Here is a 13744-nt window from a genome sequence, read left to right as displayed (position 1 = left end):
CATGAAGGCACGGTCAGACAAAGCTACACAATTCCTTACAGTTCTCCTCAAAATTCTGATTGTATCAGCAGCCTTTTATGTGATCTACGACCGATTGAATTCAGACCCCCAACTCTCCTGGACCGCCTTTCGCGAAGCCATTCAAAAAATTGCGCATCCGGGGATGTTGCTGCTATTATTTGTCCTGACCTTTGGCAACCGTTTTTTGGAAATCCTCAAATGGCAAAATATGGGTTCAACCCTTCGCCCACTTTCGCTTAGGGAATCGACCAAACAAGTATTGGCGGCTTTAACAGCGGGCATTTTCACCCCCAACGGCATTGGCGAATACGCGGGAAAAGCCTTCTATTTCCCCAAAAAAGAGGCAGGTCAAGTCGTCTTTTTAAATCTGATTTGCAATGGTATTCAAATGGTGCTCACGATTGTTTTTGGCACTATCGGACTTTTCATCTTAGGATACACCGAATGGGCATTGGGTGTTATCGTGTTGGCTACCACGTTGGGATTGCTTTTTTATTTTACCCAAAAAATCACCCTCAAAGGGTATTCATTTCATTTACTTTTCACCAAAATTCAAGCACTGCCAAAGTCGGTTCACCAAAAAAACAACCTCTTAGCCTTAGGCCGTTACCTCATCTTTTCGCACCAATACTATTTTTTATTTCAGGCATTTGAGGTACATTTACCTTACGCTACTTTAATGGGCGCCATTGCAGCAGTCTATTTCATGGCTTCCTCTTTACCAAGTTTTCAGTTTTTGGATTTTGCCGTAAAAGGGAGCGTAGCCTTGTTCTTCTTCGGAAAATTGGGCGTTAACGATTGGACTGTTGTTTTCATAAGTACGCTCATGTGGCTTATGAATGTGGTGGTTCCTGTACTTTTAGGAAGTTATTATATTTTAATCTTTAAACCACAATGGACATCTTCCTCGGCTTCGGACTCATAACAATACTGTATGCGGGTTTCCTTTTGCATATTTTTTCAGGTATCGCAAAACTCCGCACATTCACTCCCAAACATACAACGCCAACCACCGGATTTTCAATCGTTATCCCCATACGAAATGAGGCGAAAAATCTACCGGCACTATTGCATTCCATTGCGAATCTCAAGTATCCGCCTGAACTTTTTGAAGTCATCATCATCGACGATTTCTCGGAAGACCAAAGTGAACGGATTTACCTGAATTGGCGGTTGATCCACAGTCAGTTTGACACTACTTTTTTGGAAAACGTACGACGAACGGGGTCGCCTAAAAAAGACGCCATTTCCCGTGCCTTACCTATCCTGAAACATCCGTGGGTGATTACCACCGATGGTGATTGTATTTTACCCGAAAATTGGCTGCAAACCTACCACGATTACATTCAGGAAACGAACTGTGCGATGGTCGCGGGACCCGTCATTTTAAAAACTAAAATCAACTGGTTTCACGATTTTCAACAATTGGAAAACCTTGCGTTACAAGGCACCACGATGGGTAGTTTTGGGAACGGCCAAGGATTTATGTGCAATGGCGCCAACTTTGCTTACACGAAATCCTTTTTTCTTGACCTAGGGGGCTTCGACGGACTCCAGCAATACGCGGGGGGTGATGATGTGTTATTGTTACAAAAAGCCTTGCAGCAACAACCGCAAAAAGTGGGCTATTTGAAAAGTGCCGCAGCAACCGTTGCAACCCGCGCTATAGACGATTTGTTTGAAGTACTTCAACAACGTATTCGCTGGGCGGCGAAGTCAACAGGTTATTCCAATACCTATGCAAAAGGACTTGCCGTTGTCGTTTTGTGCATGAATCTATGTTGGGTAACTGCCGTCATTCTTGCCTTCAACCACCAACTGCAATGGCCCATGGTTTGGAGCATGTGGGCGGTAAAATATGCGGTGGACTTTTTGGTCATGTACCGTACGAATGTTTTGCTGCGAAACGGTCAATTCTTCTTACCCGTCGCGAGTAGTGTGGTGTATCCGTTGTTTAGTAGTGTAACTGGAATTGGGGCATTGTTCGGGGGATTTCGGTGGAAAGGACGTGCGTATCGGCGTTAATTTTCACTGCGAAGGATGACCGGCAAAATAAACTGTGACTTTACAGGAATACCGCGTTTGAGGGCCGGATTAATTTTGGGCAAATCGGTCAAGCGGGTACGCAAAATACTATCTATCTTTTTCTTGTCGTAAGCGGTTGAATCTTGCGGAAATTGGGGTTCCAACACCAATGTTGCATCGGGATTAACCGTTACTTTCACTTCAATAGTGTCGACCGCTGGAGGAAGTACAGCCAACGAATCGGAAGTTAATTTTTCTTGAATGGTGGCCGAAAGGAATTCAAAAAAGCATTGTTTTCGTTGGTTGGCATCGGTCAATTTTTCACATTCAGCTATAGAAGGATACTCATCGACTTGATCCCAATTGATGGCTTGAAGTTCTTTTTCCAACAATTCCTGTTCGTTGGGAACTTGTTTTTCAAAATAACTGCATGAGGTTAGGGCCAACGCCAAAAGGAAAAGCACTTTTTTCACTTCCTTAATTTTTCGATTGTAAATACGCTTCATACCGTTTGTCAAACCATTCTTTTTTGGTTTGTTCCGCTGCCTCTTTTTGCGCTTTGTAGAGCATTCCCAACTTCTCCGAATAGATTGCGATTTTTATAGTGTACGTATAATATTCTTCTTTGGTCAAGGTAATATTGGGGTCGTTTTGTTTCTCAAAAAACGAAAAAAACAACGCATCATACGTTTTCTTGTCATAGGCCAAAACTTCTTTTCGGTATTGGGCATACAAGGTGTTTTTGAGGGCTAAATCCGGATCGGAAGCCTCTTGTGCCAACAAAGAAGGCGCCACTACCCCTGAGCCAATCCACAGTACAAAAAACCAAATCCATTTACGCATAGTTCACCGCTTCAAAGAAATCAAAAGTAGTAAAATAAACGCAATCACAAGTAGGTAGCTGAGCAAAGGCCGCGATTCTTTGCAAACTTAAATCACTGCGTGCTCTGCGTATCCTTGGCAGTTAAATAGAAGAAAGAGAAAAGAAGAAAGAAGAAAGAAACAGTGAAACTTGGTGCAAACATCGTGCAACCTTGTGCTCCAAAATTTAAACATTAAGGAATTAAGTATACCCACCAAACCGTATAGATTAAGAGCCTTAAGCTGGCCAACGGCCGCAATTCTTTGGAAACTTAATCCATTGCGTGCTCTGCGTAACCTTAGCGCCTTTGCGGTTAAAAACCCAGGCCACAGGCCGCAAACTTAATAACCTTCATGCCTTCGTGGCGAAAAAAAACAAGAAAAAATGGTGAAACTTGGTGCAAACATCGTGTAACCTTGTGCTCCAAAATTTAAACATTAAGGAATTAAGTATACCCACCAAACCGAATAGATTAAGAGCATTTAGCCGGTCAACGGCCGCGATTCTTTGCAAACTTAAATCACTGCGTGCTCTGCGTATCCTTGGCAGTTAAATAGAAGAAAGAAACGGTGAAACTTGGTGCAAACATCGTGTAACCTTGTGCTCCTAAATTTAAACATTAAGGAATTAAGTATACCCACTAAACCGAATAGATTAAGAGCATTTAGCCGGCCAACGGCCGCAATTCTTTGGAAACTTAATCCATTGCGTGCTCTGCGTAACCTTAGCCCCTTTGCGGTTAAAAACCCAGGCCACAGGCCGCAAACTTAAAAACCATAACCTTAGTGTCTTAATGCCTTCGTGGCAAAGGAAAAAACGCTTGCACTCCTCATCTTAGCAGGTGCTATAAAGCAAAAAAGCTATTCCGAAATGAATCGGAAAAGCTTTTCATCTCGTCCCAAAGACGAGACTACTAAACCTTGTATTTATCTATTAAATCTAAAATTGATTTTCGATTTAATTTTTTCAACCTTTTTTCTTCAATCAATGCTTCTCGTTTAATCTCAAATTTTCTTTCATAAACTAAAATCCAATCATTAGTTTTTGAAGTGTAAGGACTTTTTGAATTTAAATGATAATCAATTCTTAATTCAATATTTGAAGTAAAACCTTTATAATAGACATCTAATGTTGGAGAGAATAAAATATAAACGGTGTACATGGTGAATAAATAAATTTAATAGAGTAAAAAACGAATTTAGAAAAAATAAACCTTTCTAAAAGCAAAAAAGCTATTCCGAAATGAATCGGAAAAGCTTTTCATTGGTCTAACTACTAAACCTGTCTCGCTGTTACACGAGACGAAACAACACAACTATTTTAAATGTGCTTCCTGCAAAAAGAAGCATCATTCCAAAGCTTTTTTGGGCAAAAAAGCGCTCCGTGTAACGGAACGCTTTTCCCAATTTAGCGGTCTGGACGGGACTCGAACCCGCGACCCCATGCGTGACAGGCATGTATTCTAACCAACTGAACTACCAAACCTTGCTTTATTGCGGATGCAAATATACGTCCAAATTTGAGTTTTGCAAACGTTTTGCTTTAAAATTTAAAAATATTTTCTACAGGCCTAACCAAACATTTGTTTTTCAACCAAGTAAGTGGTCAAAATTTTCTCAAAATCCGCACCTACATTGATTGGAACGTACTTGATTTTATTCTGTGCGCAGGCCAATGACAACGACTTAAAGTAGGTTTCTGCCTGATTTTGGTAAGCATTTTGTAGCGAATCGGCAAACACATTGATGACTTCACCCGTTTCAACATCGACAAACTTTCGGGGATGATTGTCAAAATCAAAGTGCAATTCAGTCGCTTCATCGACCACATGAAACACCACCACCTTGTGCTTGTTGTGCTTCAAATGTTGCAACGCATTGAACAACTTTTCTTGGGCTTCGTTTTGAAACATATCGGTAAACAAAATCACCATGGAGCGCCGGTGTAACTTTTCGGCAATTTGATGCAAAAACGTAATAGTGTCCGTCGGTTTAGCCCCTTTAGGATCCTCTAACATTCCTTCCAATTGTGCCAAAAGCATCCGATGGTGTCGGTCGGACCCTTTTTCAGGAGCGTAGTACTCGTAGGTATCCGAAAACACACTTAACCCCACAGCATCGCGTTGTTTTTTTAACAAGTTCATCAAAACGGCGGCAGCTAAAACCGAAAATCCAATTTTTTGCTGATAAAAAGGCTGCCCCGAAGTCAGTTTCGGATAATGCATCGACGACGAATTATCCAAAATCAAATGACAGCGCAAATTGGTTTCCTCTTCAAATCGCTTGGTATACAACCGATCGGTTTTGGCATACAACTTCCAATCGATGTGTTTGGTGCTTTCGCCTTTATTGTAGACCTTATGCTCGGCAAACTCCGCAGAAAATCCATGGAAAGGCGATTTATGCATTCCCGAAATAAAACCCTCCACCACTTGGTTGGCCAATAGTTCCAGGTGCTTAAATCCCGAGATGAGTTCTTTTTCTTGTTCGATCTTCATACGTTCAAAGATACTAGTATTCCTTGGGAATTGAAAAAATCCATCGCACAAAAAAAGACGCCTTCACAGCGCCTTTTCTTTTAATTAAAATCAGGATGGCCACATTGCCATAAGAGAAACCCAAATTGGTGGGCAAAATCAAGTTGGGTCACTTTTTTGTCCTCTGTAAAATGACCGTTATCGTAGTTTACTTTCAACAGCGCTGGCTTATCAGAGGAAGAATACAATTGCATGAGGGCCGCAAATTTGCCCGGTTGCCACGGAATGACACGAGGATCGTTCCAACCCGCCACACACAAAACAGCCGGATAGTTCCCTCCTTTTTGGATATGAGCCAAACCATCCATTTCATACAGTGCTTTACATTCGATGGGGTTGCTTACAGACCCAAATTCTTTCACATTATTACTACCATTGGGTGTAAATTCAAAGCGAAGGGCATTGGAAATCCCTACATTACAAACCGCTGCCGCAAATAAATCGGGGCGTTCGGTAATAGCGCGCGTGATGAGTATTCCTCCGGCTGAAGTTCCCATCCCTCCTAGCTTAGAAGGCGAAGTATAGCCGTTTTGTACCAACCATTCACCACAACTGATAAAGTCTTTCCACGTATTGGGTTTGGTCGTCTTATACCCGGCCATATACCAATCATATCCTTTTTCTCCACCGCCACGAACATGCGGAATCGCAAGAATCACGCCTTTGGTCGCTAGCGTATTGTACATAATATCAAAAAGAGGTTTTGAACTCATTCCATAGGCCCCGTAGGCTTCCATTACACATACATTTTTACCGTCTTTTTGGAGTCCTTTTTTATAGATAAGCGACAAAGGGATCATCACGCCATCGTGTCCTTTCACTTCTACTTCTTCTACCACTAATTCATCAAAGGCTTTGGGGTAATTGGCGGGTTTAGAAAAAGTACTTTGGGTAAAGGTGTTTTTATCCAAGTCCAAATCATAGGCCGTCGCCGCTTTATTCCAACTCGTTATTTTCACCAACACTTCATTCTTTTTAGTATCGATGACGGTCAGCGTAAACGTACCCGACAAGGGGGCTTCAATTTTTTCCAATTTTTTGGACGCAAATCCGTATTTGTATAACGAACAATTAATGCCGTCACTATAAACGACCACGAGATAATCGTTGCATTTGATAAACTCTTGGAGGATTTCCTTTTTCTCAGGAATGATGACCTCAGCCGTATCCCAATTGGGGTTATCAAGCGAGGTACAAACTACTTTCATGTTGGGTGCATTTTTTGTAGTGCAGGCGAAGACTTTTCCTTGATGCACTTCGATGGTGCCCACGAGGCTATCGTTTACCTGAGAAAGCACTTTCCATTGCAACGGTTTCTTGGAATTTTTTTGATAAGGGGCAAAAAAGGTGCGTAACTCATTTTGTACCGAGAATAAACCTGCAAATACGTAATTGGGCATATCCTCTATAGTAAAAGCAATGGGGAAATCGGAAGACGCAATAGGAAGTTCAGGATTTTTGGCTTTTGAGAAAAAATCTACACTTGGCGTGGTCCAATCAACGGATTGAAACATGGTTTTGAGGTTCATAAACAACTCGGGGCTGGTGCTGTCGGAGGTAGCCAATTTGGGCCATAAAAAGCCAGAATTATCGGGCAACCATTCGCTAATGCCGTTGTAATTGGGTTCGAACTTTTGAGGCAATACCTTTTTATTAGCGACCTCAATAATGATAAGACTTCCAATTTCTGCTCCCATTTCTGAATAGGCAATGCCGATATATTTGCCATCAAAACTGGGTTTTATCGCCGTGACCGAAAGCATTTTTCCGGGGATAAATGTGTACGGGTCAAATAAGAGTTCCTCGGGAGCATTGCGGCTTTTTCGCATATAAATCTTCCCTACCACCTCGTTGGGTAAGGTTTTTTTATAAAAATAAATACCGCCACGGCAATAGATATCGGCAAATTTTTCATTTTGAATCGTACTTAAATGATACCATTCTTGGGCCAAGGACTGAATTCCTTTGACATTCTTGAAAACAGCCGTAGTGTAATCGGCTTGGCTTTTGAACCATTGCTCAACTTCGGGATTCTTCATGTCTTCCAACCATCGTAAAGGGTCGGGATACGTAACGCCGTGAAGAACATCGACATCATTTCCCACTTTTGTCGCGGGATAGGATTGTGCCACCCCTTTTGAAAAGAATAAAAAAGAGAGCACTGCAAAATAATGGATTGGTTTCATATCGGTATAGTGTTTATTGTGTGGGTTCTTACTTTTTGTTTTGACGCTGAAGTTGTTCCTCTAGCGCTCGAACTTTCGCTTGAAGGTTTTCGATGATAGCTTGTTGCTCTTGAACGGCTTTGACTAGAGGCACCACAAATTCGGCATATCGCAGACCATAAAAATCTTTTTCATTTTTTGGTTTATCTATACCCGAAAAGGTAAATCCAAGTTCTTGAGCGGCTTGTTCTACCTCTTGAGCGATAAAGCCCGTTTGAATTTCTTGTTTTTTCTCGGTCTCTGTTTCTGGTTTTCTAACTTCTGAAGGTGTTTTTAAATAGGTATGAATCCCCTCTAAATCCAGTTGATAGGTAACAGGTCGTAATTTGGTAACAAACGAAAGTCCCGGGACATTTTGTTGCACATTGACCTTAAACCGAGCATCCGACACATTGGTCCAATTGGCAAATCCACCGATAGAAGTCACGCCACCATCGCCTAATCGAATTTGATTGGAAGCCGTAATAGCTGCAGCATCGCCAATAGCGGTGGCGTTGGTAAATGAATTAATATTGTAGGCAAAACTTCCAACGGCTGTGTTGTAGTTTCCAGTGGTAACATTCAGCATCGCATTGCTTCCAAAAGCAACATTTCTAAATCCAGTTGTAGTATTATAAGCAGCTCTATAACCTGAAGCCGTATTATTTGAGCTAATACTAAAATAAAGAGTTCCTACACCTAATGCAGTATTTTGATTCCCAATACTATTTCTATTAAGTGCTTGATGGCCCACAGCCGTGTTGTTACTTGCAGTAGTATTCAAAAATAATGCAGAATCACCTACAGCAGTATTTTGACTCCCCGTTGTATTCCCTGCTAATGCCCGAAAACCTGTAGCTGTATTTTCTTCTCCTGATGTATTGCTTAGTAAAGATTCGTATCCAATTGCCGTATTAGCTCTTCCAGTTTCATTATCAGAAAGAACCGCTGTCCCAACGGCTACATTTGCGTTACCTGTTGTATTTTTATATAAAGAATATATGCCAATAGCAACATTTCGATATCCACTGGTATTTTCGTAAAGCGCGGAATTACCAATTGCAACATTTTCGTATCCATTGATATTCTTAAATAGTGCCTCACGTCCAAAAGCATTATTTTTATTTCCTGTAGTATTATTTCTTAACGCTATTGCGCCTATGGCTGTATTATCATTTCCTGTTGTATTATTTAGTATAGCTTCATAGCCAATGGATGTGTTGTTTGAACCCCATGTATTATTTTGTAAACTAAAACACCCTAAAGCAGTATTATTGTTTCCAATTGTATTTAATCGTAATGAAGATGCACCAAAAGCAGTATTGAAATCACCGTGACTATTAGAATAAAGTGATCGGTTTCCTGTTGCCGTATTATTATCACCTAATAAGTTAGACCATAAAGAAAAATTTCCAATAGCGGTGTTAAAACTTCCATGCACGTTTTTAAATAAACTTTGATAGCCAAGGCTAGTATTTTCAGCGCCAGTTGTGTTAGCTTTGGCAGACTCAACACCAACTGCTGTATTAAAATTCCCAGTAGTATTAGCCATCAATGAGCTATCACCGATAGCGACATTGTCTGAACTTGCATTGCTTGACGAAAGCGCCTGATGACCAATAGCAAGATTCCTACTGCCTGTCGTGTTACTGTTCAAACTAAGATTTCCAAATGCTATATTTCTTTGTCCTGAGCTATTTGCTTCAAGACTTCGAGAACCAATACCAATATTATCCGAACCATTATTACTACGAAGGCTTCGAAGGCCAATAGCAATATTTTCTGAACCATTATTATTACTAAATAATGCTTGCCACCCAACAGCGATATTATTGCTAGAGTGGCGGCTATTCCATAAAGCATCATCACCAATAGCTACATTAAAATCACCGGTTATGTTAGAAATCAAAGCACTATTACCAATAGCAATATTTGATTCGCCTAAAGTATTAGAATACAGCGCTCTATAACCAAACGCATTATTACTATCACCAGTAGTATTATAAAATAAAGCTTCCGTTCCTACTGCTGTATTAGGCGAACCTGTGGTATTTGAACTTAAAGTTCTATAACCAATTCCAACGTTATTACTTGCCGTTGTATTATTTCTTAATACATCATTTCCAATTGATGTGTTGTAGCTACCAGTTGTATTTAAATTTAAAGCATAACTCCCAAGAGCTGTATTGAACAGGCCTAAAGTATTTGACTCTAGTGCGTTATGCCCAATAGCTATCGACTCACTATTGGTTGTTGAATGAACTTGAGTATAATCGCCAATAGCTATATTTCTATTTCCTGAAGTGTTGAATGCCAATGATTCTACACCAATAGCGATATTTGAATTACCAGAGTTGTTCGAAAACAATGCGTGATAACCCAACCCTAAATTAGTACCTCCAAGAGTGTTATTTCTTAACACCTCGTTTCCTATACCAATATTATAAATTCCTTGGGTATTTGCATTTAAAACCGCGTTACCCATACCAATATTTTCATATCCAGTTGTATTATTTACTAGGGCTAAATTTCCTAGGGCAATGTTATTACTACCCGTTGTATTAGCACCTAAAGCGAGTGGACCGATTCCAATATTACTAGTGCCAGTCGTGTTTGCGTTTAATGAAAAACTACCAATGGCCACATTAGAATTTCCAGTTGTATTGGTTAATAGTGACTCCGTACCTAGCGCAATATTACTAAAACCTATAGTATTACTTTGTAACGCTCTATTTCCAAAGCCGATATTATTTCTACCTGCAAATAAACCAGAAGGCGTGGTGACTAACCCTGCATCTTCACCAATGAAATAATTGCTTGCAACTCGATTCCACTGCCCAGCCCAAGTATTATTTAATCGAAATCGAAGTGGCTGATTATCTGTCGTTCCTATAAAATTTACAGCAGGATTTGTGCCTGCATTACCTGTCAACTTCCAACTGTCTTTACTGCCATTCCCGATAGGCAACCAAGTGGTTGTTGGGTTATCCCAATAGTAAAATCCTGGAGAATTACTTCCTGAAGGGATCGTTAAATACACGAGCATCCCTTGTTGAGCGGCCGAGGGATTGGTCGCTGGAAAGGCATCTATCTTGGGAATCAGCACGCCATCGGTTGGGGAAGGTGCGGCTTGATTGGAAGAGCTAATTTCCAACTGCGCCTGAGGATTGGTCGTGTTTATGCCAACTTGAGCATGTCCCATTCCAAAGCAAATCACACATAAAATGAAAAAATACAGTCGCATAACCCTTGAATTTTGGTCAAATTTCAGGGGCAAACGATCTAAAAAAAAACACAAATAGACGAACGACTTTTTAAATAGACCAAGGACAGCAGCCTTTACTTTATCGGTGGTGTTTTTTTTGTAATTTTGGGTAAAACCCTAACCCATGCCACGTTACCGATGTATTATTGTAGACGATGATGAAATCGATCGATTAACGGTTTGGTCCTATGCCCAAAAACAGGAGTCACTTGAAATCGTGGGTATGTATAGCAGCGCCCAAGAAATTTTATCCCAGGGTATCGATTTTTCAACGCTAGATATTGCTTTTTTAGATATTGATATGCCTGGAATGAGTGGCTTGCATTTGCGCCAATTTCTGCAAGAAATTCCGGTATGTGTTTTTATTTCCGCACACCCTGAATATGCGGCAGAAACATTTGCCTTGGAGACCTTAGATTTTATCGTAAAACCTTTGAAAGCTGAACGGTTTCAACAAACCATGGTGCGCATTGAACAGTATTTAACGCTTCGTGAAAAAGCAAGTTATTTAGACAAAACCTTGGGAACCGATCAAATTGTGATCAAAGAAGGCCACACCGAATCAAAAATACAGCTCAACGAAATCCTTTATTTGGAAGCATTGAAAGATTACACCCTCATCATCACGCCCCACAAACGCCATTGTGTACTGGCATCCATCGGTAATTTGTTGAAGGAATCCCATTTTCAATCGTTTGTTCGAATTCATCGAAGTTATGCGGTACAGCGTTCGGTTGTCAAACACAAAAAACCGCAAGAAATTGAATTGGAAAACGGAGTCACGATTCCGATTGGAAGAAGTTATAAAGAAATCGCCATGCAATTGTTATGAAAATTAGATTGGTTTTATGGTTTGGAATTGTATTCCCATTTTGGCTTTCGGCACAACAAACCCTGGCGGACTCGCTCGCCTTGGCAATTGAAAAAAAGTTTTCAGGCACGCAAAAAGTGGATGAATGCAATACCGTGGCGTTACAATACAAAACCAAAGACTTTGCTACCGCGGAATCGCTTTCAAACAAAGCCATTGTATGGGCTGAAAAAGAAAAATATCCCGACGGAAAAGCAATTGCGTATCGAAATTTAGGCATCGTGGCTACCAATCAATCCCAATTTGAAACTGCTCATGCGTACTTTAAAAAAGCATTGTCCTATACCAAAAATCTAAAAATCCAAGGTCAAATTTACGGCAGTATCGGAAGAACCTACTCGGAAAGTTCAGCATTTGACAAGTGCCTGGAGTATCAATTTAAAGCTTTAGAAGCCTTTGAAACCATCGGCGATTTACAATTGCAATACATCACCTTATACAACGTAGCCAATACCTATTTGCAAATGGGCGATGCCACCCGCTACAAAACTTATAAAGACAAAGCTTTAGAAGTAAAAACACAGATGGAATCGCAGCAAAAAGAGGTACCCAAAACCTTGATACCCCTCACCGCTGGACCTGTCATTGCACACGAATCCAAAAAAGTAAAAAAAGAATGGGATACTCTTTTTTATGCGCAAAAAATCAAAGAAGCTACTCTTGCAAAAAATGACCCCGAAAAAGCGGATGCCCTTTTAAAACAAGGAAGAATTTACTTAGAACAAAAGAATACCACAGCGGCACTGAAACGGTTACAAGAAGCGTTATCCTTGGTAAAAACTTCGCCCAACCTCCCGACTGTGGCATTAATTGAAAAGCATTTAGGCGATGCCTATTTCCAAAAATATACCCAAGATGCTTCTTCAAAAACACTACAAACGGCGCTGTCATTTTACCTAAAGGCTTTTGAAAAAATGAAAAATCAAAAGCGAAATATAGACGCAGTCGATACCTGTGCCAAAATCGCGCGTGTTTATGAAAAGTTGGGCAATTTTCAAAAAGCCTACGACTATGCGCAATTGCGGAGTCAGTTTAATGATGCTATTTTTAATGCCAAAACTAAAGCCACTTTAAAAAATCTTGAAGACCGCTATATCATTGCCCAAAAATCCCGTGAGCTACGTCTAAAAGCGTTGGAATTAGAAAATAAAAAAAAGGAGCAACAACTGTTGTATGGCGGTATCATTGTCTTGTTCCTTGGTGGATTCTTTCTGGTTTTTCAAAATTACCAACGAAAAAAAACTAATCAAAAACTACGTCAGCTCAATCAGGAATTGGATCAAGCCAACAAAGTAAAAACGCGATTTTTCAACATCTTAAATCACGATTTACGGGCACCCGTTTCCAATCTCATTCATTTCTTGCATTTGCAAAAAGAACATCCCGAACTCATGGATGAAGCGACCAAAACACGCTTGGAAAATAAAACCATCACGGGTGCCGAAGACCTCCTGCACTCGATGGAAGACATTTTGTTGTGGAGTAAAGGACAAATGGAGCAATTTAAACCACAAGCCTCACAAGTAAATCTTGCCGAACTCTTCGCTGATACGCGTAAGGTTTTTTCGGGCTACTCACACATTCAATTTAAGTACACTATCCCAGAGCAATTACATCTGCTTACGGATGAAAATTGTTTAAAAACAATCGTTCGAAACCTTACCAGTAATGCCATCAATGCCTTTGTTCAAGCAGAAGATGCTCAAATTACGTGGTCGGCTTGGCAAGATGAACATGGCGTTTGTTTATGTATAGAAGATAATGGCCCGGGGGCAACCGAAGAACAATTTCGAGCGCTTTTTGATGCCGCAGCTCCAGTAGGAACCAAGTCGGGTTTAGGATTGCACCTTATTCGAGACTTAGCACAATTGATTCAATGCACGATAGAAGTTCAATCCAATCCAGGAAAAGGAACAACAATATCCTTACGTTGGAAATAAAAAAAAGCCCGACTTAAAAA

The 13744-nt window shown here is 40.5% G+C and carries 10 protein-coding genes and 1 tRNA gene; 4 read left to right on the top strand and 7 right to left on the bottom strand.

Annotated features, from left to right (window positions below):
• The first annotated feature begins 1 nt into the window (after nt 1).
• Both BUC17_RS02140 and BUC17_RS02135 read left to right on the top strand, forming a co-directional pair.
• On the top strand, nt 2-946 hold the full coding sequence (locus BUC17_RS02140) for a lysylphosphatidylglycerol synthase transmembrane domain-containing protein (protein WP_073361088.1): 945 nt from the start codon (nt 2-4) through the stop codon (nt 944-946).
• Nucleotides 916-2046 carry a glycosyltransferase gene (locus BUC17_RS02135; RefSeq protein ID WP_073361086.1) on the top strand — a complete coding sequence of 377 codons (1131 nt, stop codon included), beginning with the start codon at nt 916-918 and terminating at the stop codon, nt 2044-2046. The genes BUC17_RS02140 and BUC17_RS02135 overlap by 31 nt, the downstream gene beginning before the upstream one ends.
• Here the strand turns inward: BUC17_RS02135 and BUC17_RS02130 are convergent.
• The 7 genes from BUC17_RS02130 to BUC17_RS02100 form a co-directional block, all read right to left on the bottom strand.
• On the bottom strand, nt 2043-2552 hold the full coding sequence (locus BUC17_RS02130) for a hypothetical protein (RefSeq protein WP_083544704.1): 510 nt from the start codon (nt 2550-2552) through the stop codon (nt 2043-2045). The two genes, BUC17_RS02135 and BUC17_RS02130, sit on opposite strands and share 4 nt — an antisense overlap.
• Entirely contained in the window at nt 2524-2889 is a 366-nt protein-coding gene (locus BUC17_RS02125) for a hypothetical protein (protein WP_073361084.1), read from the bottom strand. Before BUC17_RS02125 ends, BUC17_RS02130 begins: the two co-directional genes overlap by 29 nt.
• 932 nt (nt 2890-3821) lie before the next feature.
• Nucleotides 3822-4070 carry a GIY-YIG nuclease family protein gene (locus tag BUC17_RS02120; RefSeq protein WP_073361082.1) on the bottom strand — a complete coding sequence of 83 codons (249 nt, stop codon included), beginning with the start codon at nt 4068-4070 and terminating at the stop codon, nt 3822-3824.
• A 249-nt stretch (nt 4071-4319) separates the two neighbouring features.
• A tRNA-Asp gene (locus BUC17_RS02115) sits at nt 4320-4393 on the bottom strand.
• 85 nt (nt 4394-4478) lie between these two features.
• On the bottom strand, nt 4479-5405 hold the full coding sequence (locus BUC17_RS02110; protein WP_073361080.1) for a DUF58 domain-containing protein: 927 nt from the start codon (nt 5403-5405) through the stop codon (nt 4479-4481).
• Between the two features lie 80 nt (nt 5406-5485).
• A complete protein-coding gene (locus tag BUC17_RS02105; RefSeq protein WP_073361078.1) occupies nt 5486-7630 on the bottom strand; it encodes a prolyl oligopeptidase family serine peptidase in 2145 nt (714 codons plus the stop codon).
• Nucleotides 7631-7658: 28 nt separating this feature from the next.
• Nucleotides 7659-10892, bottom strand: coding sequence for a tail fiber domain-containing protein (locus BUC17_RS02100; protein ID WP_083544703.1), 3234 nt, complete (start codon nt 10890-10892; stop codon nt 7659-7661).
• A gap of 145 nt (nt 10893-11037) precedes the next feature.
• Here BUC17_RS02100 and BUC17_RS02095 point away from each other — a divergent pair, with 145 nt between their 5' ends.
• Both BUC17_RS02095 and BUC17_RS02090 read left to right on the top strand, forming a co-directional pair.
• Nucleotides 11038-11745, top strand: coding sequence for a LytR/AlgR family response regulator transcription factor (locus tag BUC17_RS02095; RefSeq protein WP_073361071.1), 708 nt, complete (start codon nt 11038-11040; stop codon nt 11743-11745).
• Nucleotides 11742-13724: an ATP-binding protein gene (locus tag BUC17_RS02090; protein ID WP_073361068.1), complete on the top strand. Its 1983-nt coding sequence runs from the start codon at nt 11742-11744 to the stop codon at nt 13722-13724. The genes BUC17_RS02095 and BUC17_RS02090 overlap by 4 nt, the downstream gene beginning before the upstream one ends.
• Nucleotides 13725-13744: the final 20 nt, after the last annotated feature.

Origin of the sequence: Flavobacterium fontis, assembly GCF_900129405.1 — a bacterium.
Classification (GTDB): Bacteria; Bacteroidota; Bacteroidia; order Flavobacteriales; family Flavobacteriaceae; genus Flavobacterium; species Flavobacterium fontis.
Note: the sequence above shows the minus strand (reverse complement) of the source record. Positions and strands in the feature narration are given on the sequence as shown.